Annotated in this window: 28 protein-coding genes and 1 pseudogene; 11 read left to right on the plus strand and 18 right to left on the minus strand. The window is 60.7% G+C overall.

The genetic code is table 11. The features are described 5' to 3' along the window. Nucleotides 1-4 precede the first annotated feature (4 nt). The 5 genes from QDY28_RS07580 to QDY28_RS07600 form a co-directional block, all read right to left on the minus strand. Entirely contained in the window at nucleotides 5-1,114 is a 1,110-nt protein-coding gene (locus QDY28_RS07580) for an imelysin family protein (protein ID WP_331381083.1), read from the minus strand. After that, a complete protein-coding gene (locus tag QDY28_RS07585; protein WP_331381084.1) occupies nucleotides 1,114-2,673 on the minus strand; it encodes a di-heme oxidoreductase family protein in 1,560 nt (519 codons plus the stop codon). Before QDY28_RS07585 ends, QDY28_RS07580 begins: the two co-directional genes overlap by 1 nt. A gap of 45 nt (nucleotides 2,674-2,718) precedes the next feature. After that, a complete protein-coding gene (locus QDY28_RS07590) occupies nucleotides 2,719-4,005 on the minus strand; it encodes an imelysin family protein (RefSeq protein ID WP_331381085.1) in 1,287 nt (428 codons plus the stop codon). A gap of 221 nt (nucleotides 4,006-4,226) precedes the next feature. Beyond that, nucleotides 4,227-5,516 carry an RsmB/NOP family class I SAM-dependent RNA methyltransferase gene (locus QDY28_RS07595; RefSeq protein WP_331381086.1) on the minus strand — a complete coding sequence of 430 codons (1,290 nt, stop codon included), beginning with the start codon at nucleotides 5,514-5,516 and terminating at the stop codon, nucleotides 4,227-4,229. A 214-nt stretch (nucleotides 5,517-5,730) separates the two neighbouring features. Beyond that, nucleotides 5,731-6,060, minus strand: a complete 330-nt coding sequence (locus tag QDY28_RS07600; protein WP_331381275.1) for a septal ring lytic transglycosylase RlpA family protein — start codon at nucleotides 6,058-6,060, stop codon at nucleotides 5,731-5,733. On the opposite strand from QDY28_RS07600, the gene QDY28_RS07605 reads away from it, so the two are divergent. Further along, nucleotides 5,954-6,187 (plus strand): hypothetical protein, encoded by a 234-nt coding sequence (locus QDY28_RS07605; RefSeq protein WP_331381287.1) that lies wholly within the window; start codon nucleotides 5,954-5,956, stop codon nucleotides 6,185-6,187. The two genes, QDY28_RS07600 and QDY28_RS07605, sit on opposite strands and share 107 nt — an antisense overlap. 308 nt (nucleotides 6,188-6,495) lie before the next feature. Here QDY28_RS07605 and QDY28_RS07610 read toward each other — a convergent pair whose 3' ends face one another. The 3 genes from QDY28_RS07610 to QDY28_RS07620 are packed head-to-tail and all read right to left on the minus strand — an operon-like array spanning nucleotide 6,496 to nucleotide 9,229. Further along, on the minus strand, nucleotides 6,496-7,368 hold the full coding sequence (locus tag QDY28_RS07610) for an SDR family oxidoreductase (RefSeq protein ID WP_331381089.1): 873 nt from the start codon (nucleotides 7,366-7,368) through the stop codon (nucleotides 6,496-6,498). Further along, entirely contained in the window at nucleotides 7,368-8,525 is a 1,158-nt protein-coding gene (gene queG, locus QDY28_RS07615) for a tRNA epoxyqueuosine(34) reductase QueG (RefSeq protein ID WP_331381090.1), read from the minus strand. The genes QDY28_RS07610 and queG overlap by 1 nt, the downstream gene beginning before the upstream one ends. A gap of 11 nt (nucleotides 8,526-8,536) precedes the next feature. Next, nucleotides 8,537-9,229, minus strand: coding sequence for a glutathione S-transferase family protein (locus QDY28_RS07620; RefSeq protein WP_331381092.1), 693 nt, complete (start codon nucleotides 9,227-9,229; stop codon nucleotides 8,537-8,539). Nucleotides 9,230-9,380: 151 nt separating this feature from the next. On the opposite strand from QDY28_RS07620, the gene QDY28_RS07625 reads away from it, so the two are divergent. After that, nucleotides 9,381-10,181, plus strand: a complete 801-nt coding sequence (locus tag QDY28_RS07625) for an undecaprenyl-diphosphate phosphatase (RefSeq protein ID WP_331381093.1) — start codon at nucleotides 9,381-9,383, stop codon at nucleotides 10,179-10,181. Nucleotides 10,182-10,264: 83 nt separating this feature from the next. Here QDY28_RS07625 and QDY28_RS07630 read toward each other — a convergent pair whose 3' ends face one another. From QDY28_RS07630 to dnaN, 7 genes are all read right to left on the minus strand, one after another. Then, complete coding sequence (locus tag QDY28_RS07630; RefSeq protein ID WP_199773511.1) at nucleotides 10,265-10,429, minus strand: hypothetical protein; 165 nt, start codon at nucleotides 10,427-10,429, stop codon at nucleotides 10,265-10,267. Nucleotides 10,430-10,711: 282 nt separating this feature from the next. After that, nucleotides 10,712-11,692, minus strand: coding sequence for a complex I NDUFA9 subunit family protein (locus QDY28_RS07635; RefSeq protein ID WP_331381094.1), 981 nt, complete (start codon nucleotides 11,690-11,692; stop codon nucleotides 10,712-10,714). Between the two features lie 111 nt (nucleotides 11,693-11,803). After that, the gene (locus QDY28_RS07640; RefSeq protein WP_331381095.1) at nucleotides 11,804-12,091 is read right to left on the minus strand and encodes a DUF1330 domain-containing protein; all 288 of its coding nucleotides are present in this window, start codon (nucleotides 12,089-12,091) and stop codon (nucleotides 11,804-11,806) included. A gap of 26 nt (nucleotides 12,092-12,117) precedes the next feature. Further along, nucleotides 12,118-12,810, minus strand: coding sequence for an orotidine-5'-phosphate decarboxylase (gene pyrF / locus QDY28_RS07645; RefSeq protein ID WP_331381096.1), 693 nt, complete (start codon nucleotides 12,808-12,810; stop codon nucleotides 12,118-12,120). Nucleotide 12,811: 1 nt separating this feature from the next. After that, nucleotides 12,812-13,399 carry a histidine phosphatase family protein gene (locus QDY28_RS07650; RefSeq protein ID WP_331381097.1) on the minus strand — a complete coding sequence of 196 codons (588 nt, stop codon included), beginning with the start codon at nucleotides 13,397-13,399 and terminating at the stop codon, nucleotides 12,812-12,814. An 8-nt stretch (nucleotides 13,400-13,407) separates the two neighbouring features. Then, a complete protein-coding gene (gene pmtA / locus QDY28_RS07655; protein WP_331381098.1) occupies nucleotides 13,408-14,001 on the minus strand; it encodes a phospholipid N-methyltransferase PmtA in 594 nt (197 codons plus the stop codon). Nucleotides 14,002-14,161: 160 nt separating this feature from the next. After that, nucleotides 14,162-15,280, minus strand: coding sequence for a DNA polymerase III subunit beta (dnaN, locus tag QDY28_RS07660; RefSeq protein ID WP_331381099.1), 1,119 nt, complete (start codon nucleotides 15,278-15,280; stop codon nucleotides 14,162-14,164). Nucleotides 15,281-15,526: 246 nt separating this feature from the next. Between dnaN and rsmI the strand changes: the two genes are divergently transcribed. From rsmI to gshB, 5 genes are all read left to right on the plus strand, one after another. Further along, nucleotides 15,527-16,435: a 16S rRNA (cytidine(1402)-2'-O)-methyltransferase gene (gene rsmI / locus QDY28_RS07665; protein WP_331381100.1), complete on the plus strand. Its 909-nt coding sequence runs from the start codon at nucleotides 15,527-15,529 to the stop codon at nucleotides 16,433-16,435. Then, the gene (locus QDY28_RS07670) at nucleotides 16,428-16,796 is read left to right on the plus strand and encodes a YraN family protein (RefSeq protein WP_331381101.1); all 369 of its coding nucleotides are present in this window, start codon (nucleotides 16,428-16,430) and stop codon (nucleotides 16,794-16,796) included. Before rsmI ends, QDY28_RS07670 begins: the two co-directional genes overlap by 8 nt. A gap of 102 nt (nucleotides 16,797-16,898) precedes the next feature. Next, nucleotides 16,899-17,894, plus strand: coding sequence for an endonuclease (locus QDY28_RS07675; protein WP_331381276.1), 996 nt, complete (start codon nucleotides 16,899-16,901; stop codon nucleotides 17,892-17,894). 96 nt (nucleotides 17,895-17,990) lie between these two features. After that, the gene (locus tag QDY28_RS07680; protein ID WP_331381102.1) at nucleotides 17,991-18,494 is read left to right on the plus strand and encodes a cupin domain-containing protein; all 504 of its coding nucleotides are present in this window, start codon (nucleotides 17,991-17,993) and stop codon (nucleotides 18,492-18,494) included. A gap of 93 nt (nucleotides 18,495-18,587) precedes the next feature. Further along, nucleotides 18,588-19,535, plus strand: coding sequence for a glutathione synthase (gene gshB / locus QDY28_RS07685; protein WP_331381103.1), 948 nt, complete (start codon nucleotides 18,588-18,590; stop codon nucleotides 19,533-19,535). Between the two features lie 53 nt (nucleotides 19,536-19,588). Here the strand turns inward: gshB and QDY28_RS07690 are convergent, their stop codons facing one another. Then, nucleotides 19,589-19,984, minus strand: a complete 396-nt coding sequence (locus QDY28_RS07690) for a hypothetical protein (RefSeq protein ID WP_331381105.1) — start codon at nucleotides 19,982-19,984, stop codon at nucleotides 19,589-19,591. 134 nt (nucleotides 19,985-20,118) lie between these two features. Between QDY28_RS07690 and QDY28_RS07695 the strand changes: the two are divergent. Together QDY28_RS07695 and QDY28_RS07700 are read left to right on the plus strand one after the other, a co-directional pair. Next, a pseudogene (locus QDY28_RS07695) lies at nucleotides 20,119-21,652 on the plus strand (YifB family Mg chelatase-like AAA ATPase). Nucleotides 21,653-21,682: 30 nt separating this feature from the next. Next, the gene (locus tag QDY28_RS07700) at nucleotides 21,683-22,072 is read left to right on the plus strand and encodes a hypothetical protein (RefSeq protein WP_331381106.1); all 390 of its coding nucleotides are present in this window, start codon (nucleotides 21,683-21,685) and stop codon (nucleotides 22,070-22,072) included. A gap of 56 nt (nucleotides 22,073-22,128) precedes the next feature. Here QDY28_RS07700 and cysK read toward each other — a convergent pair whose 3' ends face one another. After that, nucleotides 22,129-23,097: a cysteine synthase A gene (gene cysK / locus QDY28_RS07705; protein WP_331381107.1), complete on the minus strand. Its 969-nt coding sequence runs from the start codon at nucleotides 23,095-23,097 to the stop codon at nucleotides 22,129-22,131. Nucleotides 23,098-23,230: 133 nt separating this feature from the next. Continuing rightward, the gene (locus QDY28_RS07710; RefSeq protein ID WP_331381108.1) at nucleotides 23,231-23,848 is read right to left on the minus strand and encodes a LysE family translocator; all 618 of its coding nucleotides are present in this window, start codon (nucleotides 23,846-23,848) and stop codon (nucleotides 23,231-23,233) included. Between the two features lie 128 nt (nucleotides 23,849-23,976). On the opposite strand from QDY28_RS07710, the gene QDY28_RS07715 reads away from it, so the two are divergent. Next, the gene (locus QDY28_RS07715; RefSeq protein WP_331381109.1) at nucleotides 23,977-24,534 is read left to right on the plus strand and encodes a cysteine hydrolase family protein; all 558 of its coding nucleotides are present in this window, start codon (nucleotides 23,977-23,979) and stop codon (nucleotides 24,532-24,534) included. 23 nt (nucleotides 24,535-24,557) lie between these two features. Then, the gene (locus QDY28_RS07720) at nucleotides 24,558-25,190 is read left to right on the plus strand and encodes a LysE family translocator (RefSeq protein ID WP_331381110.1); all 633 of its coding nucleotides are present in this window, start codon (nucleotides 24,558-24,560) and stop codon (nucleotides 25,188-25,190) included. The last annotated feature ends 14 nt before the right edge of the window (nucleotides 25,191-25,204 follow it).

Consider the following 25,204-nt stretch of genomic DNA (forward strand, 5'->3'; position numbering starts at 1 on the left):
GCGGTCAATCCCCGTCAGCGAAGGAGAAGCCGGCGGAGAGGCCGATCGCCCCGCCGTAATCGTCACTGAAAGCGGTGGTGAGGTCGCGGCTGACATTCAGCAACTTGTCGATCTTGGCGCGCTCGGCATCGTTGCCAAGCGCTGCTTCGATATCGGGATTGACCGTCGGTGCGGTCACGGTCAGTTCCTTCAGCAGAGCATCGATCTTGCCGGCGATGTTGCGCTTGTCGGCGGGCAAAAGGTCGGCCATGCCGGCTTTTTCCCAGAGCGCTTTCAGCCCTTCGAGATTGCCGGACAGCGAGGCCCAGGTGCCGCCGGAACGCCAATAGATCGCCATTTTCGGCCGCGCCGCCGCGGGATCGCCTTTGTAGAAAGTTTCGAGCCGCTGATCCCTGACATTCTCCGCGCCATGTACAAGAATGCCGAGCAGTGCCGTCACGGCTTCCTTGTTGTCCATGAAATCGTCGCTGGTCTTGCCGGGGTTCTTCCAGGACTTCTGTACGCCGTTCGGATCGTCCCATTCGTCGGCGATGTCCTTGGCCGTGTTTTCGATATTGCCGGCGACCGCCGCGCCATAGCGGCAGCGAAATCCTTGCTTTTCGCTGCTGAGAACGCTGGAGCCGTTGCCGTAAAGCACATATTCCAGCGCCGTCAGGCTCATCAGCGCCACGCTCTTGCCGGCGACCGCCTCGACCGTAGTGTCGTGCTCGTCGGCCTTGGCGATCAGCGCCTGCACTTGTTTCAAGCCGACGCCCTTGCGGTCGGGATAAAAGAGGATGTGTTCGAAGCGGTTCTTCTCGATGATCGGCCCGGTCTGCACGATCTCGATGCGCGACCAGCTCTTGACCGTGTCGCCGAAGGCGGACTGCGCATTGGCGAGGCTTGCGGCGGAAGGATCGGCGCAGAGCGCCTTCAGAGCCGTGGTCAGTTTCGAGGCGCTGTCATGCACGGCGCGGTATCCGGGCCGGATGACGTCATCAACGGCCTTCTGCAACACCGCCGGCACGGCTGCTTCGTTCAGCCCGGCTCCATTGGCTGTCGCGTCCTGGGCATTGGCGGGCAGCGCCGCAAGGCTGAGGAGAAGGCCGGCCGCGAAAGCATTCCGATGACGCATCAGAGGGACTCCAGAAAATTGATGAGTGCTTGCCTGTCGTTCTGCGGCAGGTTTGCGAATGTATTTCGGGCCTTTTCCGCCTCTCCTCCGTGCCAGAGAATGGCCTCGGCGAGTGTGCGGGCGCGGCCGTCATGCAGATAAGCTTGCTGGCCGCTGACCGTTTGCGTCAGGCCTATACCCCAGAGTGGCGGTGTGCGCCAATCGCGTCCGGATGCCACACCGACCTGCTGCCCATCCGAAAGCCCGTCGCCCATGTCGTGCAGCAGGAAATCGGAATAGGGCCAAATGAGCTGGAAGGCCTGCGCCGTCGCCTTGCCGTCGCTGCCCTTGAGGTCGTCGCGGGTGACGAATTTTGGCGTATGACAGGCAGCACAGCCGGATTGATAGAAGATTTCCTTGCCGTGCAGCACGTCGGGAAAGCTTGCCTTTCGGCGCGCGGGCACGGCGAGGTTTTCGGAATAGAAGGTGACGAGATCAAGAATCGGCCCCGGTGCTTCCGTATCGCCGAGACGCGTCTGCACGCCGGTCGGCATGGCGAGGCAACGCGCCTCCTTGGCCGTGCAGTCGCCATGGGCGTTCGGCCGGTCGGGCGTGGAAATGCCGATATCGTTGACGAAAGCATCCGCCACCTGATCGCGCACGGTAGCGTTCTGCGCCTTCCAGCCGAAGCGGCCGAGCGCAGGTTGGCCGGTGCGGTGGTCGCGGACCACAGCGGCGCGGCCGCGAATGCCGTCGCCATCCTTGTCCTCGGGATCGGCATGCGCGAGGATATCGGCATCCGGAATGGCCTCGATCAGGCCGAGACCGATCATCGGGGGCGCAACACGCGGCGAGACCGTCGTCGTCTCGCCGAGTGGACCATAGGCAAGACCGGTCACGGCATAATGCGGCTTGCGCAGCGAAACGGTTTCGCCGCCCGCCAGCGTCACCATTTCCTCGGTGTAGGTGACAGCGACCTTGCCCTCTGCGGCGAGACTAGGCACGGCGAGATCCTGCAACTGCACGCCATAGGTCAAATCCGGAAAATTGAGTGCCTTGAAATCCCTGACGACCTGTTCCTCTTCCGGCGTGATCGCCGCCCGCGCCAGCCGCAGGACCATTGACGTGGCGGGGGCTCCGGCCGTCTCCGGCGGATGACCACGGCCGTCCCTGACATGACAGCTCTGGCAGGAACGGGCGTTGAATAGCGGCCCCAGCCCATCGGTCGCCTGCGTGGAGGACGGCGAGGAGACCCAGAGCTGGCGAAACAGCGCATTGCCGAGATGGAAATTCTCTTGACGCTCTAGGCTGAGATTGGCGGAAGGCTGCGAAAAGATGTTGCGACCAACGGGAGCGATCGATGTCGTCGCGCCACTCTCCATCGCCTCATAGGGCTCGGCCTTGGAAAAATCCGCAGTCGGGCGGGTCACGTCCTGAACCCGCTTCAGGGTGTCGGCCGAAAGGTCGGTACGCACGGTGGGGAAATTCAAAACATCGGCTGTCGCCAGCGTTACGGCAAAAACCACAAAGCCCGCTGCGAGAGCGGGCAAGAATGCGCGGCTGACCGGAATGCGGATCATCGGGACCAGGGCGGCGACATCGTCAGATGCCGCCGCCCTCCTTTATTACTTCTTGAAGACGGCGTTAGGATTATCCAGGCTGTCCGAGCCTTCAAGCTTGATCGTGCCGAGATCGAGGTCGGCAACGACGCGCTGGATGCTCTTGGTCTGATCGAGCAGGCCGTCGATCGCCTTCTGGACGGTGGCATTGCCGACGGTATTGCCCTCGGCGATCATCTGGTCGTATTTCTCCACCGTCTCGCCGCGATGAACCATGGCTTTCATGGCATCAAGCGTCGCGTTCAGCTTGCCTTCCATCTCCTTGTCGAGCGCCTTGTCCTTGGCGGCGACGAGATCGTGCAGCGACGGTCCCTTCATCTTGGTGCCGTCGACGCGCGTGTAATTGCCGTTATAGGCGGCGGCGATGCCGATGGCGGCATTATTGTGGGAGTTGTAGGTGTTGTCGGAGAAGCAGTCGTGCTCCTGCTCGGGATCGTGCAGCAGCAGACCGAGCTTCATGCGCTCGCCGGCGAGTTCGCCATAGGAAAGCGAGCCCATGCCGGTCAGGATGGCCGCAAGGCCCGCCTTCGGATCGGCTTCGATATGCTTCGTGGCTTCGCCATCTGCCGCCCAATCATTGGTCATCTCCTGCAGGTCGGAGACGAGCAGGGTCGAGGCCGATTTCAGATATTCGGCGCGACGGTCGCAATTGCCATGCGTGCAATCCTTCAGATCGTAGTCGGTGGCGGGACGTTCGCCGGCGCCCGGGCCGGTGCCGTGCAGATCCTGGCCCCAGAGCAGGAATTCGATGGCGTGATAGCCGGTCGCGACATTGGCTTCGACGCCGCCGGCCTGCTGCAGCGTGCCGGAGAGGAATTCCGGCGTCAGATGCGAAGCGTCGACGTCCTTGCCGTTGATCTTGATCGTCTTGTTGGCGATGACATTGGCGATATAAAGGGAATTCTCATCGCTCTCGGTGCCGTAGGAGGCGTCGACATAGTCAATCAGGCCCTCGTCCAGCGGCCAGGAGTTCACCTTGCCTTCCCAATCGTCGACGATGGGATTGCCGAAGCGATAGACTTCCGTCTGCTCGTAGGGAACGCGTGCCTTGATCCAGGCAGCCTGGGCAGCCTTCAGCGTCTTGTCGCTCGGGTTGGCCAGCAATGCGTCGATGGCCCTGTCCAGTGCCTGCGCCGTGGTCAGCGCGTCCTGATATTTGGCATGGCCCACTTCGGCATAATGCTTGATGATTGCCGCCGGCTCGGGCGCGGCCGCAAGCGCCGGAAGGGTGGACATGGCGGTCGAGGCGACAGCCAGCGCCAAGGCGGCGCTAAAATTGATTTTCAGTTTCATGATCCTCTCCTGTGACGGCGGGGGGCCGTCAGAAACTTGGTAAATTGTCTCATGTATTAAAAACAAACTAGTGTCAAACACTCTAGTTTAGAATGATTTTAAAGCCGGAAATCGCAGGTTCCTGCATCGGCAAAGGAGTGGATGTGCTGGGAAAACGGCAGGTGCCGCGTCCTTCATGCCGCCGAAGCAGCAATAGCCGCTGCGTCCCGAACGAGCCTTTGCTATCCCTTCCGCCGCAGCCGGCAGAAGAAGAAACCGTCGGTATCGGTCGATGCCGGCGTCAGGGTGATGGTCTTGCCGTCCGATGAGCGCGGCTTCGGCGCATCGCTGCCGAACAGCTTCTCCCAGGAGCTCAGTACTTCGACCACTTCGAAATCCGGATTGTTGGCGGCAAAGCGGTTGACCTGCGTTTCATTTTCTTCCGGCAGGACCGAGCAGGTAACGTAGAGCAGCATGCCGCCGGGACGGACGAATTCTCCGGCCTGAGCCAGCGCTTCCTGCTGCTGGCTGGTGCGCTCGTCGAGGTTCTTCTGCGTCAGCCGCCATTTCGTATCGGGACGCCGGCGCCAGGTACCTGTGCCGGTGCAGGGCGCATCGACGAGGACCTTGTCGAATTTACCGCGCAGCGGAAGCAGGCCGTTTCTTTCGTCATGAACCTGGACATTGCGCGTGCCGGCGCGCTTCAACCGTTCGATGATCGGCGCCAGCCGCCGCCGGTCGGTATCGTAGGCATGGACCTGCCCCTTATTGTGCATCGCCGCCGACATGGCGAGGGTCTTGCCGCCGCCGCCGGCGCAATAGTCGAGCACTTGGTCGCCTTCTTCAGGCAGAACGAGATCGGCAACGATCTGCGATCCTTCGTCCTGTACCTCGAACCAGCCCTTCTGGAAGGAAAGTTCGGCGGTGACATTCGGCAGGCGCGATGCGCCTTCGCCGGCGGGAATGCGGATACCGTAACGGGCGATCTTCGAAGCATGGGCGCCGGCGCGCTCCAGCGCCTTCACCGCCTTGTCACGGCTGGCCTTCAGCGCATTGGCGCGCAGATCGAGCGTCGGCCGCTCGGCCAATGCCTGCGCTTCCGCAAGCCAGCTATCGCCGAATGCTTGTTGAAAGGAATGCTCGACCCATTCCGGAATGTCGCCCTGGATATGGCGAGGCGCGTCTTCGATCTTGCGGGAGGCAAAGGCGGCCAGCGCCTCGGCGCTTGGCGGCTCGGGCGCGAATTTATCGCCGTCAAGTTCGGCGGCCAGCATTTCCGGCGTCAGACCCCATTGCCGGAAGAGCACGGCATGGGCAAGCGCGGAGGGGCTGTCGTCACCCATCAGCCAGGCATGGGACAGCCGCATTCGCAGAGCGTCGTAGACGATGTTACCGATGGCGGCGCGGTCGCCGGAGCCGGCGAAGCGATGGGCCAGTCCCCAATCCTTCAGGGCGTCGGCCACCGGTCGCTTGCGCGCTTCGATATCGGCAAGAACTTCGATGGCCCCCTGCAGCCGGCCGCCCAGACGCATTCACTATTCTCCTGCTTGCGCACGGCTCCGAAATCACCTGTGATTGCCGGAAGGTTCATGCGCCACTAAAGTGTCACTGACACCTCATCAATCCGCACGAAATAAGCACGTGGCGGCAGATTATTGAGACGTCTCAACCGCGTGGTAGCCGCGATTGACGGAGAGAGCAAGCGTCAGGCCGAAACGCCGGGGTCGTTCCCAGCAAATCCGCCGCTTATTTCGAGGCGACGACGTCGTAACAAACACTCGCAGTGCCAGAGGCAACCATGCCGATATCCTGCGCTGCAGCACGGGAGAGATCGAGCACGCGTCCACGAATGAAAGGCCCGCGGTCGTTGATGCGAACGACGACGCTACGACCATTGTGACGGTTGGTTACTTTCAGGCGTGTGCCGAAGGCAAGCGAGCGATGGGCGGCAGTAAAGTTGGCGGAACTCATGCGTTCCCCGGAAGCAGTCTTGGAACGTCCCCCGTACCATGATGCGCCCCCGCATCCCGATGCTGCAAATGCATCCGTAGAGAGGATAGCAAAAGCGGCGGATATAGTTGCGATGATCGCAACCGAACGATTGATTTTCTTCAAACCGATTTTCCCTCAAACAATTGAACTTGCGCCTGGTGAGCGGCGGGGGCTTAAATCGGGCGAAAAATGGCAAAAAAGTGCTTGCTAATATCACGGAATGTTACAGACGGTAACATTCGTGATTTATGACGGTTTATATCACTAGTTGCTAAAATTAAGGTTTAGTGGAAAAAACCCAATGGAATCAGTTAAAAACCGAACGAATTTTCCGAAATCGATGTTGCAATGCAGAAGATCACGAAATTTGAAAAAATAATTTTCCGACTTCGCCTTATTTGTTGCCGCATTTGTGCAATTTCAGAGACCATTAACCATAAATGTGGAGCAAATTGAACTCATCAATATGGATTAGTAGAAATTTTCGTGCGATTGCGGAGGTGATTATCTCGCCTTCGCTCAGCCGCGCCAGCGTCCCGAGGACCAGAGTTGGGCAAGCGACATGCGGTATTCCGGATAGCGAAAGGGGAAGCCCAGCGCGCGCAATTTTGCGTTCGAGACGCGCTTGTTCTCACCATAGAAGGAACGGGCCATGGGCGTCAGCTCCGCCGTTTCGAAGGGCTGTTCCGGCGGCGGCTCGATGTCCATCAGGCGAGCCGCCTCGACGATGACGTCCTGAGGCGGAGCGGGCTCGTTATCGGTGACATTATAGATGCCGCCGAGTTTGCGCTCGGAGAGAAACTTGGCGCAGGCGCCGATGTCTTCGACGCGGATGCGGTTGAACACCTGGTTCGCCTTGATCAGCCGTCGGGCCGTTCCCTTTTCCAGATTGCAGAAGCTGTTGCGGCCCGGACCATAGATGCCGGCAAGCCGGAGCACCGCGACGGGAATGCCAAGCCTGATGCCGACGCGGTGCCAGCCGTCCTCGGCTTCGACGCGTTCGACCGAGCGGTCGGAAACCGGATGCAGCGGTGTTTCTTCGCTGACCCAAGCGCCCTTGTGGTCGCCATAGACGCCGACGGTCGAAAGATAACAAATCCATTCGAGCTTCGGCATGAGCGCGCGGATATTCAGATGCGCCAACCGCAACAGCGGATCGCCGGATTTGCCGGGCGCAATCGACTGGACAAGATGCGTGGCGGATTTCATCACCTCGCTCAATTCCGGATCGAACGTCTCACCGTCAAAGACGAAAGCTTCGATGCCCTCCTGGCCAAGAGGACCGGTCTTGTCAGCCGAACGGGTTGTGCCAGTGATGCGAACGCCGGGGCCGGCGAAAGCCTTGGCGATGGCCGTTCCCGAATAGCCGCAGCCGAAAATCATCACATGCATTACGCAACTCCCGCCATTGTCCATTCCGCGCGGACATCCGCGTCCGGTTCGTCACTTCTTTCTGCCGCAAAACTGCGGAACTCGCCAGCCGTCATCAACCGCGACAATGCCCAGACGGCCATGCCGCGCACCACCGCCGAGGGGTCGTCGGTCAGGCGACGGCATGCCGCGATCAAGCCACGCTCTCCGGAATTGCCGGCGGCGATCAGCACATTGCGAATGAAGCGATCACGGCCGATGCGCTTGACGGGCGAGCCGCTGAAGAAGGTGCGAAAGGCGGCATCGTCCAGATCGAGCAGGAAGGCGATCGGCGGTTCTTTGAGGTCGTCGCGGGCGATCAGCTTCATCTCGGCGGCGGCGCTGGCGAATTTGTTCCAGGGACAGGCGGCAAGACAGTCGTCGCAGCCATAGATGCGATTGCCGATCAACGGCCGAAGCTCTGGATCGATCGGTCCCTTATGCTCGATGGTCAGATAGGAAATGCAGCGGCGCGCGTCGAGCTGATAGGGCGCTGGGAAAGCTGCCGTCGGGCAGACGTCGAGACAGGCGCGGCAGGAGCCGCAATGATCGATCTCAGCCTCGTCCGGTTCGAGATCGGCTGTGGTGAACATCGAGCCGAGAAACAGCCAGGAGCCATGCGTCCGGCTGACGAGATTGGTGTGCTTGCCTTGCCAGCCGAGGCCCGCCGCAGCGGCCAGCGGCTTTTCCATGACCGGCGCCGTGTCGACGAAAACCTTGACATCTTCCTGCGATCGCGCCGCAAAGCGGGTGGCGATCTCCTTGAGGCGTCCCTTGATGATGTCGTGATAGTCGCGGTTGCGCGCATAGACGGAGATCGCCGCTTTGTCGGGCTTCTCCAGAATGCCGCGCGGGTCTTCTTCGGGGCCGTAGTTGAGGCCGAAGACGGCGATGGAGCGCACCTCACCCCAGAGCACGTTGGGATCGCCGCGGCGTTCGCGCGTCTCTTCCATCCACGCCATGGTGCCATGGTAGCCTTGATTCAGGAATTGATTGAGCCTGATCCCCGCCTCGGGAATGGCGTCTGGCCGGGTGATGCGGCAGAGATCGAAACCCTGCATCCGCGCTTCGTCGCGAAGAAAGGCCGTCAGCGCACGCCGTCGCTTGCCTTCTTTTTCTGTGGCACGGTCGTCGGGCATATCCAGCCCCGTCAGAAATCCAGATCGGCGTAGTGGGATACAGGCGTGATGCCGCGCACGCGTTCCGCCAGGATCGGTCGGAAAGACGGGCGGGATTTCAGCCGCTGATACCACTCCTTGGCGATGGGCGATTCCGTCCAGTCGATCTCGCCGAGATAATCGAGAACGGAAATCGAAGCGGCCGCCGCAAGATCCGCATAGCTCAGCCGGTCGCCGGCGAGCCATTGGCGGGAACCCGCGAGCCAGGAGAGATATTTCATGTGCTGGCGGATGTTGCCCCGAGCCATGCGCATCACCTTTGAATCGGGAGCGCCGCCGCCCTGGTCGGCAGTCATCTGCAGCTTGTAGACCCGTTCGCGCACCAAAGGCCGCGTCACGTCCTGCTCCATCTTCTGCATGAACCATTCCGTCAGCCGGCGGATTTCGGCGCGCTGGAACGGGTCTTCGGCCAGAAGCCGACGGTCTCGCTTCAGAACGCCATGCGTCTCGTCGAGATATTCGGAAATCACGGTCGCGCCGCAGAGCGCCCGCATGCTGTCATCGACATAGACCGGCAGCGTGCCGGCCGGATTGAGCGCCAGAAAATCGCGCCGCTTTTCCCACGTCTGTTCCTCGATCAACTCCGTCTGATAACCGTATTCGGTCAGGATCAGACGGACGAACCGTGATGGAGATGACATGGAATGATGATACAGCGTCGGCATTGATACTCGGGCTTTTGCGATTGATGCTTATAAGAGTCTCGGGCCCACCATCTTGCGGCCCTAGTCATACGTCATCCGTTGAAGCTATAGGAGTTTGGCCTAGCTATTACAAGCGAATCGGGCCACCCCGCCCCGTGACAAAGGACACAATATGGCTGAACAAATTGTTATCGCGTTGTTTTTGGGCCTTGTGGAAGGCCTGACGGAGTTCATTCCCGTATCCTCAACGGGTCATTTGATACTGATCGGACATTTCCTCGGTTTTGATGAAGCTGCCACTTTCGACGTTCTGATTCAGCTCGGTGCAATCCTCGCCATCTTGCTTGTCTATTTCAATCGCCTCGTTCAAATCGCAAAGGCGCTGCCGGTCAGCGTCAAGGCTCGTCATTTCGTGCTCGCGGTTCTTTTCGGCTTCCTGCCGGCTGCCGTCATCGGCGCGATCGCGCATGATTTCATCAAGACGGTGCTGTTCGATTCGCCGAAGGTCATCTGCATTTCGCTGATCCTCGGAGGCATCGTCCTGCTGGTCATCGACAGGGTCCCGTTGAAGCCCAAATATACCAGCGCCTATGAGTTCTCCTGGCCGATGGCGATCAAGATCGGCTTCTTCCAATGTCTGGCAATGATTCCTGGAACGTCGCGTTCGGGCTCCACCATTGTTGGCGCCCTCTTGCTTGGCGCCGACAAGCGCTCGGCCGCGGAATTCTCTTTCTTCCTCGCCATGCCGACCATGGCTGGTGCTTTTGCCCTGGATCTCTGGAAAAGCCGTCACGACCTCAGCATGGACCAAGGCCTGCTGATCGTCATCGGCTTCGTCACCGCTTTCCTATCGGCATTGTTCGTGGTCCGGGCACTGCTCGATTTCGTATCGCGCCGCGGCTACGCCCCCTTCGCCTGGTGGCGCATCATCCTTGGCGTTGTCGGCCTGATCGGGCTTTATACGATCGGCTGAAGGCGGATCGCTGGGAGTGCGATCCTGAGGATAAAAAGGCCGGTGCAAACCGGCCTTTTTTATGCTCGATCAGATCGGCTCGATCAGTTCGAGGAAGAAGGCTCGATGGAACCTGTCGTGCAGGGATCGACGCCATAGGTTGGCGTGCATTCACCCTTGACCGAAGCGATGCTGCCGCGGGCCACGAACGAGCCAGCGAGGATCACCAGTGCCGCGCACGCAAACAAAAGCGCGATAGACTTACCCATCGAAGAATGCCTTTCCGCAGAAGTGAAGCGCGCCACGAATTGAGCCGGCCAGGCCCTGGCGACGCGCGGTTGTGTTAGTCAGTGAAATGACGAATAGCAATAAAGGTTCATGTTAAATTTGACGTTAATGCTACTATTTTCAGTGTGCGTCTTTTGGGCAACGCCAAGCTGTGAATGAAGGTGAGGAGGGCGGCTCCTCGATGCCGGAAACGCGGCCGGACGAAGCAAAAACGCCGCCTGGATAGAACCAGACGGCGCTTCGATTTTTCGAATCACTAGAGGTTAGGCGGCCTTGCCGGAACCGGTGAACTGACCCTGCGGGCGATAGCGCACCAGGTACGACGGCAGCACGGAAATCAGCAGGGTTGGCATCAGGCCGATATCCTTCAGCGTCCGGCCTTCCGCTTCGGCTTCCTTGGAAACGACATTGTCGTGCTTCAGCAGGCGAACCTGATCGGGCGTGATCGGCGGCGTGATGAGCGGCACCCACGAAACGATGCTGCCGATGAAGGACGCAAGGCCGAACGGCAGAGACACCAGCGACTTCTTCCGGTTGATAACCTCGAGCGTCGTTTCGAGACATTCGCGGAAAGTAAGCACTTCCGGACCGCCAAGTTCGTAGATGGTGCCGGCTTTGAGCTTGCCGTCGACGCCGCGTGCAACTGCCTCGGCGACATCCTCGACATAAACCGGCTGGAACTTCGTCTGGCCTCCGCCAATGAGCGGCAGGAAGGGCGCGGTGCGCGACATATCGGCGAATTTGTTGAAGAAGCCGTCTTCCGGACCGAAGACGATCGACGGCCGCAGGATGACGGCGTCCGGCTTGATCGACAGGATGGCGGCTTCGGCGCGGGCCTTAGTGCGGGCATAGGCGGAAGGCGAATTGGCATTGGCGCCGATGGCGGAAATATGCGTCAGCGAAGCGCCAACGCCGCGCGCAGCCTCCGCGATCGCCTTGGCGCCGAATTCCTGCACGGCATCAAATTTATTGCGGCCGCTTTCGGTGAGAATGCCGACGCAATTGACCACATGCTGCGCACCTTCGACGGCGCGGTCGATGGAGTTGCGATAGCGCACGTTCGCCTGGACGATCGAGATCTGACCGAGATTGCCCTGCGGCTGCAGGTAACCGGCGAGATCGGGACGGCGTACGGCAACGCGGATGCGATAGCCCCGCTTGGCGAGCACGCGGACGACATGCCGGCCGATGAAGCCCGATCCCCCAAACACGGTCACGAGCGGCGGAAGGTTGGACAGGGTCATGGCAGGCTCCTCGAAAGGCTTAGATAGGGCTGATCTGGTTTCGTCTTAACCGATCCGAGGGCCGAGGTGAAGAGCTATCGCACCGCATGTTCTGGCCGCTTTTTAAAAGCCTTAGATGCCTTCGACGACCACCATTTCAGCGTCCGCCACTTCGTGACGAATCTTGGCGGCAGCCTGGTATTCCGGCGAGTTGTAGCAATCGACGGCATGCTGCAGCGAAGGGAATTCGATAACGACGTTGCGGCCACGGGCCTGGCCCTCTAGCGGCGTGAAAGCGCCGCCGCGGGCGAGGAAATTCGCGCCGAATCTCTCGAAAGCCGGCTTGGCGGCGGCGACATAGTCCTTGTAGCGCTCGGCATCGCGAACATCCACGCGCGCGATCCAGTATCCCTTTGCCATGTCCGGTTCTCCATGTTTCCTGCAATTTAGAGCGCAGCATCCATCTCGGCGAGGATGGCGCGGGCGGCTTCCTTCGGATCGGCCGCCTTGACGATCGGTCGGGCGACGACGAGATGGCTCGACCCTGCCTTGATGGCCTCAGTCGGCGTCATCACACGCTTCTGGTCGCCCTTGTCGCTGCCGGCCGGGCGGATGCCGGGGGTGACCAGCGCCATGTCCGGGCCGATGATTTTGCGCACGGCGGCGGATTCTTCTGCCGAGCATACGATACCGCCCATGCCGGCGGAGAGGGCCTGTTCGGCACGACGCAGCACCAGCGTATGCGGGTCGTATTCATATCCGGCGGCAATCAGGTCCTGCTCATCCATCGAGGTCAGCACGGTAACGCCGAGCAGGCAGAGGTCGGAACCCTTGGCTGCGGCGACGGCCGCCCGCATCGCCTTCGGGTAGGCATGCAGCGTCAGCATCGACATGCCCATCTTGACGATGTTTTCGACGCCCGAAGCGACCGTGTTGTCGATATCGAGCAGCTTCATGTCGAGGAAGATCTTCTTGCCGTCGGCGGCAAGGTCACGGGCGAATTCCAGTCCGCCGGCGAAGGCGAGCTGATAGCCGATCTTGTAGAAGAGAATGTCGTTCCCGAGGGTGCTGACAACCTTTTCGGCCTCCTGAAGGTTTGGAACATCCAGTCCAACGATCAAGCGGTCGCGTGCGGTCATCTCAACTCCACCCCTGCCAATCTTCGATAGGCGTCCAGTCGCATGAGACGGCGCGCTTCGCAAGATCGAAACAGAAAAGATTGCCGCCGCCGGGCGGCTGATCGCCCTGACGCGCGATCGGCTTGCCTTCCAGGTGACATTTCAGCAGCGTGCCGACGCCGCCGTGGCCGACGAAGGCGATCGGCGTCTTCGGATCGTGTCGCGAGAGAACGGCCTCCACGTGGGAAACGATCCGCGTTTGCGCATCGATCGCGCGCTCCCAACCCTTAAAACTCTCGTGTGGATGGGCAAAGAACCAGTCCGCCGCCTTCTCGAATTCCGGCGGTGGCAGGAAGCCCGTGGCGCTGCGGTCGTTTTCGTGCATGGCTTCGATGATCTCGACCGTGGCGCCGCTCGCCGTCGCCAGGATTTCGGCGGTCTCGATCGCCTTGCGTTCGCCGCTGGAAACGATCAGGCCAAGCTGACGCGCCCAAGGACGCGTCGCCGCTGTTTGCGCCCGCGCGGCGCCGATATCGGAAAGACCCCATTCCGGAACCGGCACCGAGGGATCGATGCGCACCTGTGGATGCGTGATATAGAGTGCGAACATGATTGAGCTCAGCCCCGACGGTAGATCCAGAGCTGCGCCGGCGGGATGTTGCGGACGATGAAGTCGAAGTGCTGGATATGATAGCGATCCGGCCGGGCGATGATCGGTGACACCGGCCCATAGGAGATCTGCACCACCGGCCGGCCGGGCGGCATGCGGTCCAGCAGGCTTTCGAGGAGAGCGACGCGCGCCTTCATGGGGAAATTCAGCAGCGGAATACCCGAGACGATGGAATCGAATGTCTGGCCGCGCAAAACGCCGAGCGTCTTGTCGAGATCGAAGGCATCGCCATTGATGAAATGGACGCCGGGATAAAGACGGACGAGATGATTGTAGAAGTCGGTGGAATATTCGACGGCGACGAGATTTTCCGGTTCGACGCCGCGGGCCAGGATCGCCTTGGTAATGGCGCCTGTGCCGGGCCCGAGCTCCAGCACCGGCAGGCCGGAATGGATATTGACGACGCTCGCCATCTTGCGCGCCGTGATCGAGGATGTAGGAACGATGGAACCGACCGTTTTCGGGCCCTGCATCATGCCTTTGAAGAAACGGATTTCTTCGTCGAACTTCCTGCCCAGCCGTTCCTTAAGACGCAGCGCCATCCTCTCCCCCACCAGTTTTACAGTTGCGACCTACATATCGCTTATCTCTCATCTTGCAATGCCATGGCGCAATAACAAGAGAAAACGTCGCAACCTGTACAGGCTCAAATAAAAGCGCCCTCCCGTTCTCAAGAACGCGTAAAAGGGCGCTTCGGTTTCGCTAAACGCGCATCGGCATCAAAACATAGAGAGCATCGTCGCCGGCCGTATCGCGGATTAGCGTCGGCGAGCCGGCATCGGCAAGCAGGAAGATTGCCGCATCGCCGGACAATTGCGCGGTGATGTCGAGCAGATATTTGGCGTTGAAGCCGATTTCCATCGCATCCATGTCGTAGCCGACGGCGACTTCTTCCGTCGCACTTCCGGAATCGGGATTGTTGACCGTCAACAGAAGCTGACCGTCCGACAACGCCAGCTTCACGGCGCGGCCGCGCTCCGACGAAATCGTCGAGACTCGGTCGACAGCCTGCGCGAAGGTCTCGCAATCGACCCGCATTTCCTTGTCGTTGCTGGTCGGGATGACGCGCTGATAATCGGGGAAGGTGCCGTCGATCAGCTTCGAGGTCATGACGATCGAACCGATCGTCAGGCGGATTTTCGCATCGGACACTTCGACGGTGACGATGACATCGGGGCTGTCGACCAGCTTCTGCAACTCGCCGACCGTCTTGCGCGGAATGATGATGCCCGGCATGCCCTCCGAGCCCGAAGGGGCGTCGACATCGGCGCGGGCGAGGCGGTGTCCATCCGTGGCGACCGCCCTCAGCTTCAGGTCGCCGTTGCTTTCGATCGTGTGGAAGAAGATGCCGTTCAGATAATAACGCGTTTCTTCAGTGGAAATCGCAAACTGCGTCCGGTCGATCAGCATCTTCAGGTCCGCCGCCTTCAGCTTGAAGGAATGGCTGAAACTGCCGGCGGTGAGATCCGGAAAATCGGATTCCGGCAGGCATTGCAGCGAAAATTTCGAGCGGCCCGAAGCAACCGTCATCGAACTGCCGTCGGGATTGGTCGCGAGAAGCACTTCCGAACCGTCCGGCAGCTTGCGCACGATGTCGTAAAGCAGATGCGCCGGAACGGTGGTGGCGCCGGCCTTCTCGACATTGGCGGGCGTCGCCTCGGTGATTTCGAGATCGAGGTCGGTCGCCTTCATATCGAGGCTCGCGCCGTCGGCTTTGAGCAATACGTTGGACAGGATCGGGATCGTGTTGCGACGCTCGACCACGCGATGCACGTGGTTCAGCGATTTCAGGAGATTCGACCGCTCAATTGTAATGCGCATGATGCTACCGCTTTCGACCGTTACTCCCGGGCGGCCACAGGCGCCCGAAGGATGCTTTTTCGGACAAGGCCCGAGATTGGACGGGCAAAATGACAGAACTCAGCATGCGAATGCAAGAGGCATCGGAACATGCTGCACGTCATTTCGGCATTTGGCCGACAATGCTCACAGGATTTGCGCGGCTCTTGCCGTCAGGCCATACCTCGCCCATAAAGACGATGATTCCGAGGCGAATTCAGGGTCGGTATGAACGACGAAAACACCAGCGGCGGAGCGCGCAGTTTCCGCTTGCATAATACCACGGTTCCCGCCCGGCCGCTGGAGCCGGCGCTTTATCTTGTCGCGACGCCGATCGGCAATCTCGGCGATATCACGCTGCGGGCTTTGGAAACTTTGGCCGGTGCCGATGTTCTCGCCTGCGAGGATACGCGTGTCACCCGCGTGCTGCTTGACCGTTATGGCATTCAGAACCGTCCCTTCGCCTATCATGAGCACAATGCGGACGAAGCTGGGCCGCGGCTGCTGCAGGCGCTGGAAGCCGGCCGCTCGGTAGCCTTGGTCTCCGATGCCGGCACGCCGCTCGTCTCCGATCCCGGCTACCGGCTGGCGCAGCAGGCGATCGAGGCGGGTTATCGTGTCGTGCCGATCCCGGGGGCATCCGCGCCTCTTGCCGCGCTGGTCGGCGCCGGCCTTCCCAATGATGCCTTCCTCTTCGCCGGCTTCCTGCCCGCCAAGGACAAGGGCCGCCGAGACCGACTGGCCGAGCTTGCCGTCGTCCCCGCCACCCTGATCTTCTTTGAATCGCCGCATCGCATTGCCGCGACGCTCGCCGCCGCTGCCGATGTGCTTGGCGGCGAGCGCAAGGCGGCCGTTTGCCGTGAACTCACCAAGACCTTCGAGGAATTCCGTCGCGGTACGCTCACTGAACTCGCGGTATTCTATGAGGCCGCCGAGCATGTGAAGGGCGAGATCGTGCTGCTTGTCGGTCCCCCCGCGGAAAGTGTTGCCGCGGAAGCGGATGTCGAGGCCATTCTAGCCGATCTCGCAGGGACGATGCCGACGGCCAAGGCCGCGGCGGAGGCTGCGCGGATCACAGGCCTGTCGCGCAAGGATCTCTATCAGCGCCTGCTCGATATGAAGGAGCGCCATGGCTGAGACCGGCGAGAGGCTGAAGCGGCTGAAAGCATGGCGGCGCGGCCATGTCTCCGAATATGCCGCAGCACTTTTCCTCGTCTTCAAGGGCTACCGCATTCTCGCCATCCGCCACCGCACCAAGCTCGGCGAAATCGATATCATCGCCCGCAAACGCGATCTCGCCGTCTTCGTCGAGGTCAAAGCCAGGCGCGGCGAGCAGGAGGCGATCGATGCCGTTTCCTTTTCCGCGCAGAAGCGCATTCGTGCTGCCAGCGACCTCTGGCTTGCACGACAGCCGGACTATGCGCTGTTGTCGCAGCGTTACGACATCGTCGCCATCCTGCCCGGTCGCTGGCCAAGGCATTTTCCGGACGCTTTTTGAGGCTAACATCATGGCGGCGTCATAAAGCGCAACTATTGCCAGACCACCGCGCTTACGCCGCTTCCGGGCATCGCGCCTTACGCAAGTTCGACAGGTCTTATGATGATCCGCAGCACCGTTTCCGGCTTCGCCGTTCCCTCGCAGGAGGAACGCAAAAATTTCGTTTCATTGGAAAAGACGCCGGCCATTCATGCCGCGAAGCTGGCATCGCTCGCCTGCATGAACACGGTACGCATCGGTGGAGCGGAAGCCAAGGTCGGGGCCTTGGCCTTCCCGTTTACAGCCGCCGCCTGGAACCTCGAGCGCTGTCTGTTTCCCGAGGAAAGTGCGGCGAAGCTGCAGGCGACGGGTGCGCCGCTGATCCTGCTCTCCGAGATGGACGAGGGCATGGCCCGCACCGAGCAGCGCGACCCGACAGCGATCGTCGCCGATGAGCTCGGCATGAACTACGCCTATGGCGTCGAATTTCTGGAGCTCAGCCTCGGTTCGGAAATCGAGCGCTCCTTCTGCAAGGACGGTTTCAACGAAAAGGGCTTTCACGGCAACGCCCTGATGGCGTCTGTCGCCCTAAAGGATGCTTTCCTCTTCCGTTTGCCGGGCGAGGCCAAGTGGTTCAACGATAGCAATGAACAGCCGCGCATCGGCGATCGCTGCGCTGTCGGCGCCATCGTCGAAACCGAGGCCGGTCCCTTCGTCGCCGTGTCGGTCCATCTCGAAAGTGTTGCGACCACTGCCTATCGCGAGCGACAGACGGCGGCGCTGATCGATGTCGTCGAAGCCTTTGCCCCGGGCCTTCCGATCCTGATCGGCGGCGATCTCAATACCGGCAATCACACCGGCGGCGATTTTTCGACCGATACGCTGTTTGCCATGGCGGAGGGCCGCGGCTTCGAATGCCATGGCGGGCCGCTGGACCAGACGAGCACGCGCCCGAGCCTGATCACCCGCTTTCCCGATCGCATCATGAAGCTCGATTGGTTCCTAACCCGGGGTTTGAAGATCAGCGAGAGCCATCTCGTTTCTTCCCTCAATGAAGAGGGAAAGCCTTTATCCGATCATGACATGATCGTTTGCACAATCGAAGGTTTTTCTGCCTGATCGCTGCAATCGTTAAAATGCACCGGATTTCATGAACCGCGTCGTTACCTCTTCCGTGCGATGGAGGCTGAGACGCGCATGGAATTGGGGGATTGCATGGTCTTGAAATTGATGTTGGCGAGCATGGCGGCTTTTGCCGCGCGTGCCGTCCCGGTCGTCGCGGCGCTGCCGCAGTCGAAAAGCTTCGTGGCCGGCGCCAGTGGCGAAATGGAAATGAAGCCGTCGCCGATCGAACCGTCCTGGATCCTGGCAGGCGATCCGATCGCCCGCATTGCGGAGCATTCGCGCGGACAGGACGATGCCGCAATGACCGCGCTGTGGGATTGCACCGCGGGCGAGTTCCGCTGGTATTTCGGCTGGGACGAAACGGTGATGATCCTCGAAGGCGAGGTGCATATCACGACGGAAGACGGCGTCGAACGCACGCTCTGTGCCGGCGATGTCGCCTATTTCGCCGGAGGGACCTGGGCGACATGGCGCATCGATCGCTATCTGCGCAAGGTCGCCTTTTTACGCAAGCCGTTCCCGAAGCCTTTGACCATGGCCTATCGCCTGCGCAACTTCGTCCGGCAGGGCGGCGCACAGGGCCTTGCCGCCTAGACGCGGCCGGCCCTGACGGAAGCCTTTGAATAGCCGTTGCGTTTGGATGCGGGCCGACCTACATCTGTCCGCAAATTCGAGCGAGGGCTAACTATGGCTGGTATCAAGAATGTTGCGGTCCAGATGGACCACGTCAAGAGCATCAACATTGCAGGCGACTCGACCTTCGCCATGAGCCTCGAGGCCCAGACCCGCGGCTATAAGCTCTTCCACTATACGCCCGAGCGTCTCAGCATGCGTGACGGCAAGATCTATGCTACCGTCGAGCCGATGATCCTGCGCGACGTCAAGGGCGATCATTTCGAGCTCGGCGAGCCGGAGCGCGTCGATCTCTCGACCATGGATGTCGTGCTGCTGCGCCAGGATCCGCCCTTCGACATGGCCTATATCACCTCGACTCATCTGCTCGAGCGCATCCACCCGAAGACGCTCGTCGTCAACGACCCGGCCTGGGTGCGCAACTCGCCGGAAAAGATATTCGTCACCGAATTCGCCGACCTCATGCCGAAAACGCTGATCACGCGCGATCCGGTCGAAATCCGTCGCTTTCGCGACGAGCTTGGCGATATCATCCTGAAGCCGCTTTACGGCAATGGCGGTGCCGGCGTGTTTCATTCGAGCCGCGACGACCGCAATCTGTCGTCTCTGCTCGAAATGTTCGGCCAGCTCTTCCGCGAGCCCTTCATTGCTCAGCAATATCTGCCTGACGTGCGCAAGGGCGACAAGCGCATCATCCTCGTCGACGGCGAGGCGGTCGGCGCCATCAATCGCGTGCCGGCCGAGCATGACAGCCGCTCCAACATGCATGTCGGCGGCCGTGCCGAGGCCACCGAGCTGACAGCGCGCGAACAGGAAATCTGCAAGCGCATCGGCCCGGCGCTTAAGGCGCGCGGCTTCCTGCTCGTCGGCATCGACGTCATCGGCGACTACATGACCGAGATCAACGTCACCTCGCCGACCGGCCTGCGCGAGGTCAAGCGTTTCGGCGGCGCCGACATTGCCAGCCTATTGTGGGATGCGATCGAGGCGAAGCGCGCTTGACGCGCGCTCGCCCTATCGAAATCACGGCGCCTCTCCGGTCCCCGTGAGCCGAGCTAGATCGTTATCCCCATGCGGCGGCAGGTCAGGATGACCGCTGACGGGCCGGTGGAACTGTCGTCCGCGATGACGGTCGGCACGAAGCCGAAAAGCGGTTTCACATCGAGCATCATCCCGACATAAGGCCGCTTGTCCATAATGCCGCCATAGCCGCCGATGGAACTGATGGTACCGCAGACACTGACATAACCCTTGCTATTCTTGGAAGCCGCCATCGGCCCGAAGATCAGCACACCTTGATAGGGAAGCTGCTCGCGCAAACCCTTTTCCACCGCAGCAATTTCCTTGGCGTTCAATTGATAGGGAACGCCTTTTTCCAAATTATCCCCGCCATCGATGGATTGGCAGCCGGCCAGAACAGTGCCCAGCAGAAGCGATACCACGAGTCTCATATTTGCCCCCCATTGTAGAAATCGTCCCTTCGTTCTTTTATTGTTCTTGTTTCATTCCATGTTTTCTGCCACATTGCAACCCATAGTCTCTTATGAAAAATTGATAACGATAAACGAGTTAAAAGAGGGCTGGGATGGTAGCGCGCGTCAGCACGGTTGCGTTTCAGGGCATTGAGGGCGTTCCCGTCGAAGTGCAGGTGATGATCTCACCGGGTAAAGTGATGATGCATATTGTCGGCCTGCCGGATAAGGCGGTGGCTGAAAGTCGCGAAAGGGTGCAGGCAGCCCTTCACGCCTCCGGCCTGTCGCTACCGCCGAAGAAGGTGACGGTCAATCTCGCGCCGGCGGACCTTCCCAAAGAAGGCAGCCATTTCGATCTTGCGATCGCGCTGGGACTGATGGCGGCGCTGGGCGCCATTCCGGCGGATGCGCTATCGGCCTATACCGTCGTCGGCGAGCTCAATCTCGACGGCACGATTGCGCCCGTTGCCGGCGCGCTGCCGGCGGCGATCGCCGCCAATGCCATCGGCAAGGGCCTGATATGCCCGGCCGAAAGCGGCCCGAGGCAGCCTGGGCCGGCACCGAAATCGATATTCTTGCGCCGCGCAGCCTGATTGCGCTCGCCAACCACTTCCGCGGCACCCAGGTCCTGTCGCGCCCCGAACCGGCGATCCGCGCCAATGCCGCCAACTTCCCCGATCTTGCCGATATCAAGGGGCAGGAGAGCGCCAAGCGGGCGCTGGAGGTGGCGGCGGCTGGCAACCATAATCTGCTTTTGGTCGGTCCGCCCGGTTCCGGCAAGTCGATGCTGGCGTCCCGCCTGCCGTCCATTCTGCCGCCGCTGTCGACGGCGGAGCTGCTGGAAGTGTCGATGATCCATTCCGTCGCCGGCCAGCTCTCGGGCGGAAAGCTTTCCGATCGCCGGCCCTATCGCACGCCGCATCATTCAGCCACCATGGCGGCGCTGGTCGGCGGGGGTTTGCGCGCCCGCCCCGGCGAGGTATCGCTGGCGCATCATGGCGTTCTGTTTCTCGATGAATTGCCCGAGTTTTCGCCGCAGGCGCTGGATGCGTTACGCCAACCGCTGGAGTCGGGCGAATGCGTCATCGCCAGGGCCAATCATCGCGTTTCCTATCCCGCCAGCATTCAGCTTGTCGCGGCTATGAACCCTTGCCGCTGCGGCATGGCAGGCGAACCGGGTCATACCTGCGCCCGCGGCCCGCGTTGCGTCGCGGATTATCAGGGCCGCATTTCCGGACCGCTGCTGGATCGTATCGATATATCCGCCTCGACGTGCCCGCCGTCTCCGCCGCCGATCTCATCCGCCCGACGACCGCCGAAAAAAGCGCCGATGTCGCCCGTCGCGTCGCCCGTGCCCGCGAACGGCAGCGCGAACGTTTCGAGGCTGCGGGCGTGAAGGGGATCTCTAGCAACGCCCGTTGCTCGACATCGATGATCGAAACGATCGCCGAGCCCGACGCCGCCGGCCTGCAATTGCTGCGCGACGCGGCGGAGAAGATGAAGTTTTCCGCTCGCGGGTATCATCGCGTGCTGAAAGTGGCCCGCACGCTCGCCGATCTCGACGACAAGCAAACGGTCGGGCGCATTCATCTCGCAGAAGCCATTTCCTACCGTATTGCCGGCGAACGGCTCACGGTGGCGGCGTGACGCAAGCGGCTGAAATAACATGGATTACTTGTGGTCACATCTGACAGCAAACAAGTAATCTCGATACACGCTGCTGTTGCAAAATCTCTATTTGCCGCAACAAATGGCTGGCTTGTAAGAGGCAAGCTGATTATGAACAAGTTTAAGGGCCTCTTTCGCGAGACCATCAAGCTCGATGCCGTCGAAACCCTTGACGTGTCATCGGAGGAAGCAGTTAAGCGCCTTGGCGGCACTATCGGATGGGGTGTTGCCGGCGCAGTCATACTTGGCCCTATTGGGCTGCTGGCCGGACTTCTGGCGGGCGGCAAGGGTAAAGACGTGACGTTTGTTTGCAAGTTGAAGGATGGGCGAAAGTTCCTCGCAACCGCGTCATCCAAGATGTTCACGGAACTGCAAAACAAGACGTTTCGGTTTGAATAGAGCAACGGGGCTTAAGCCCCGCCGCAGTTTGAATTCCTAACGACCAAAGGGGCGTATCAGCCGCCCAGGCCTTCGAACAGTGCCGTCGACAGATAGCGCTCGGCGAAAGAGGGAATGATGACGACGATAGTCTTGCCTTCGTTTTCCGGACGCTGGCCGATCTTGATCGCAGCCGCCAGTGCCGCGCCGGAGGAGATGCCGACCGGCACGCCTTCGAGCTTGGCGACGTGACGTGCCTGCTGGAAAGCCTCGTCATTGGTGACGGTGACGACTTCGTCATAGATGTGCGTGTCGAGAATCTTCGGAGCGAAGCCGGCGCCGATGCCTTGAATCTTGTGCGGGCCGGGATTGCCGCCGGAGAGGATCGGGGAGTCGGCCGGCTCGACGGCAATGACCTTGATATTCGGATTGCGGGCTTTCAGCACCTGGCCGACGCCGGTGATCGTGCCGCCGGTACCGATGCCGGATACGAAGATATCGATCTCGCCGTTCGTATCGTTCCAGATCTCCTCGGCCGTCGTCTTGCGGTGGATTTCGGGGTTGGCCGGGTTTTCGAACTGCTGGGGGATGATGGCGTCAGGCAGCGTCGAGGCCAGTTCCTCCGCCTTGGCGATCGCGCCCTTCATGCCCTTCGGACCTTCGGTCAGCACCAGCTCGGCGCCAAGCAGCAGCAGCATCTTGCGGCGCTCGATCGACATCGTCTCCGGCATGGTGAGGATCAGCCGATAGCCCTTGGCGGCGGCGGCGAAGGCGAGTGCGATGCCCGTATTGCCGGAGGTCGGCTCGATCAGCACGCTCCTGCCGGGGATGATCTTGCCCTGGGCTTCCAGGCTCTCGATCATGGCAACGCCGATACGGTCCTTGACGGAGGCGATCGGGTTGAAGAACTCGAGCTTCGCCAAAAGATTGGCCTTGACGCCCTTCTCCTTGGCCAGCTTGTCGAGACGTACGATCGGCGTATCACCAATGGTGTCGGTGATCGAAGCATAGACGCGGCCGCGGCCTGGTTTGCGGGTGTCGGTCATGGGTAGCTCCCCCTTTGTTGGAATCGTAGAAGCACAATAGGATCAAACGCTGGCGGAAACCAGAATGGGATCACTCTGCCCTTCCCATGCTATGGGAAAAGAATTCCCTCAAAATCTGGCAGGGAAAGGTTTTTCAGGCGGCCCGCGTGACGATGAAGGCTGCCGTACCGGCGAGAATGCTGGCGGCCGCCCGGTTCAAAATCTGCAGCGCTTTCGGCCGCTTAAGGAAAGTGCGGGCGCGGGAAGCGAGCAGCATATAGGGGATCAGCACCACCAGAAGCACGACGAAGGTGGCCGCGAGCAGAACGCCATATTCGCGAAGCCCGATGCTGCCGATATCAATCAAAGTTGGTACGAGCGCCACGTAAAACAGCATCGTCTTCGGGTTACCAAGCGTCACCAGCAGGCCTGAGAGGAAGGACATACCGGCGCTGGTCGATTTTTTCGCCGCGACATCGGTGGAGAGCAGCCCGGCAGTCCAGAGCTTCCAGGCGATGTAGGCAAGATAGAGCGCACCGGCGATCTTGATGACGATGAAGATCTCCGTGAAGGTCTGCGCCACGAAAGCGAGGCCGAGAATGACCGCCGTCAGGTAGATCGTGTCGCCGAGCACAAGACCGAGTCCCATGAAGAAGGTCTCGCGAAAGCCGGAGCCAAGCGCGCGGGCAACGATGGCAGTAATACCCGGGCCGGGGATTGCGGCCGCAATGAAAAGCGCACCGCTATAGGCGAGCAGAGTTGCGAGCGTCATGGTGCGTTCCTCCAGGGATGGTTATTGCTCTATCGCACCGCCTTTGCCTTTTCAAGCGATTGCGCAAACGGCGCGAACATACTACCAAGGGTTAACGGCCCGTCGAAACTGCGTTGCATAAGGCTCCCATGTCGTCCGCATTGCTCCTGATCGACCTTCAGAATGCCATTTTAGCCGGCCTCGGCACACCCGAGCGCCAGCCGGCGATCGACGCCGCCTTGGAAGGTGTCGTGGCCGGACTTGCGTCGTTGAAGCGCAAAGCGCGTGCCGCCGGAATTCCTTCCTTCATCGTGCAGCATGACGGCCATGGAACGCATCGCCTGGCAAAGCGCGGCGAAGGCTGGCAGTTGCGCCGCGAAATCGCACCGGAGGCCGGCGATGTTGTGGTGCATAAGACGAGCTGCGATTCCTTCTTTGAGACCGATCTTGAGGCGCGCCTCCGCGCAAAAGGGATTACCCATCTCGTCATCGGCGGCTGCATGACGCAATTCTGCGTCGACACCACGGCGCGCCGCGCCGTGTCGCTCGGCTTCGACGTGACGTTGCTTTCGGATGGTCATACCACCGCCGATATGGGCAAGCTGACATTTGAGGCGATCATCGCCCATCACAATGCATTGCTGGATGGCTTCGATGCCGGCCCGCATGAGATCCAGCTTATCCCGACAGCCCAGATCGCCTTCTGAATTCATCCCCGCCGGAGACCTCCATGCCGCATCTCGCCAGCATCATCACCTTTGCCCTGATTGCCGTCGGAATGGTGCTGACACCCGGTCCCAACATGATTTATCTGGTGTCGCGATCGATCTCGCAGGGGCCGGCGGCCGGGCTGATCTCGCTCGGCGGCGTGGCGCTTGGCTTTGTCTTCTACATGCTTTCGGCAGCGCTCGGCATCACGGCCTTCCTGTTCGCAGTGCCCTTTGCCTATGACGCGCTGCGTCTTGCGGGTGCCGTCTATCTCGCCTGGCTTGCCTGGAATGCATTGAAGCCCGGCGGCCGTTCCGCCTTTCAGGTTCGCGATCTCCCGAAGGACGGGCCGCGCAAACTCTTCTTTATGGGCTTGGTGACGAGCCTGCTGAACCCTAAGGTCGCAGTCCTCTATCTCTCGCTGCTGCCGCAATTCATCGATCCCGCCAACGGCAGTGTCTTCAGCCAATCCGTCATTTTCGGCTTTACCCACATTGCCGTCAGCGTGACGCTCAACTCCATCTTCGCGCTGACAGCCGGCTCCGTCGCGCTGTTCTTCTCAAGCCGCCCATCCTTCATGCTGGTGCAGCGCTGGCTGATGGGCACGGTGCTTGCCGGACTTGCGATGCGCATGGCCTTCGAAGCGCAGCGGTAGTTCAGAACACCGGC

It is taken from the genome of Rhizobium sp. BR 362 (assembly GCF_036528765.1).
In the GTDB taxonomy this organism is placed as follows: domain Bacteria; phylum Pseudomonadota; class Alphaproteobacteria; order Rhizobiales; family Rhizobiaceae; genus Rhizobium.

Excerpts from the sequence above, each read along its gene's own strand:
- QDY28_RS07720 (WP_331381110.1), top strand. The coding sequence starts at position 24,558 with ATGCCGCATCTCGCCAGCATCATCACCTTTGCCCTGATTGCCGTCGGA.
- rsmI (WP_331381100.1), top strand. The coding sequence starts at position 15,527 with ATGAACGACGAAAACACCAGCGGCGGAGCGCGCAGTTTCCGCTTGCAT.
- QDY28_RS07595 (WP_331381086.1), bottom strand. The coding sequence starts at position 5,516 with ATGCGTCTGGGCGGCCGGCTGCAGGGGGCCATCGAAGTTCTTGCCGAT.
- QDY28_RS07710 (WP_331381108.1), bottom strand. The coding sequence starts at position 23,848 with ATGACGCTCGCAACTCTGCTCGCCTATAGCGGTGCGCTTTTCATTGCG.
- QDY28_RS07680 (WP_331381102.1), top strand. The coding sequence starts at position 17,991 with ATGGTCTTGAAATTGATGTTGGCGAGCATGGCGGCTTTTGCCGCGCGT.
- QDY28_RS07590 (WP_331381085.1), bottom strand. The coding sequence starts at position 4,005 with ATGAAACTGAAAATCAATTTTAGCGCCGCCTTGGCGCTGGCTGTCGCC.
- QDY28_RS07650 (WP_331381097.1), bottom strand. The coding sequence starts at position 13,399 with ATGTTCGCACTCTATATCACGCATCCACAGGTGCGCATCGATCCCTCG.
- QDY28_RS07630 (WP_199773511.1), bottom strand. The coding sequence starts at position 10,429 with ATGGGTAAGTCTATCGCGCTTTTGTTTGCGTGCGCGGCACTGGTGATC.
- QDY28_RS07670 (WP_331381101.1), top strand. The coding sequence starts at position 16,428 with ATGGCTGAGACCGGCGAGAGGCTGAAGCGGCTGAAAGCATGGCGGCGC.
- QDY28_RS07620 (WP_331381092.1), bottom strand. The coding sequence starts at position 9,229 with ATGCCGACGCTGTATCATCATTCCATGTCATCTCCATCACGGTTCGTC.
- QDY28_RS07580 (WP_331381083.1), bottom strand. The coding sequence starts at position 1,114 with ATGCGTCATCGGAATGCTTTCGCGGCCGGCCTTCTCCTCAGCCTTGCG.
- queG (WP_331381090.1), bottom strand. The coding sequence starts at position 8,525 with ATGCCCGACGACCGTGCCACAGAAAAAGAAGGCAAGCGACGGCGTGCG.
- QDY28_RS07675 (WP_331381276.1), top strand. The coding sequence starts at position 16,899 with ATGATCCGCAGCACCGTTTCCGGCTTCGCCGTTCCCTCGCAGGAGGAA.
- cysK (WP_331381107.1), bottom strand. The coding sequence starts at position 23,097 with ATGACCGACACCCGCAAACCAGGCCGCGGCCGCGTCTATGCTTCGATC.
- QDY28_RS07610 (WP_331381089.1), bottom strand. The coding sequence starts at position 7,368 with ATGCATGTGATGATTTTCGGCTGCGGCTATTCGGGAACGGCCATCGCC.
- QDY28_RS07585 (WP_331381084.1), bottom strand. The coding sequence starts at position 2,673 with ATGATCCGCATTCCGGTCAGCCGCGCATTCTTGCCCGCTCTCGCAGCG.
- QDY28_RS07715 (WP_331381109.1), top strand. The coding sequence starts at position 23,977 with ATGTCGTCCGCATTGCTCCTGATCGACCTTCAGAATGCCATTTTAGCC.
- QDY28_RS07690 (WP_331381105.1), bottom strand. The coding sequence starts at position 19,984 with ATGAGACTCGTGGTATCGCTTCTGCTGGGCACTGTTCTGGCCGGCTGC.
- dnaN (WP_331381099.1), bottom strand. The coding sequence starts at position 15,280 with ATGCGCATTACAATTGAGCGGTCGAATCTCCTGAAATCGCTGAACCAC.
- QDY28_RS07640 (WP_331381095.1), bottom strand. The coding sequence starts at position 12,091 with ATGGCAAAGGGATACTGGATCGCGCGCGTGGATGTTCGCGATGCCGAG.
- pyrF (WP_331381096.1), bottom strand. The coding sequence starts at position 12,810 with ATGACCGCACGCGACCGCTTGATCGTTGGACTGGATGTTCCAAACCTT.
- pmtA (WP_331381098.1), bottom strand. The coding sequence starts at position 14,001 with ATGGCGCTGCGTCTTAAGGAACGGCTGGGCAGGAAGTTCGACGAAGAA.
- QDY28_RS07625 (WP_331381093.1), top strand. The coding sequence starts at position 9,381 with ATGGCTGAACAAATTGTTATCGCGTTGTTTTTGGGCCTTGTGGAAGGC.
- QDY28_RS07605 (WP_331381287.1), top strand. The coding sequence starts at position 5,954 with ATGCGTTCCCCGGAAGCAGTCTTGGAACGTCCCCCGTACCATGATGCG.
- QDY28_RS07635 (WP_331381094.1), bottom strand. The coding sequence starts at position 11,692 with ATGACCCTGTCCAACCTTCCGCCGCTCGTGACCGTGTTTGGGGGATCG.
- gshB (WP_331381103.1), top strand. The coding sequence starts at position 18,588 with ATGGCTGGTATCAAGAATGTTGCGGTCCAGATGGACCACGTCAAGAGC.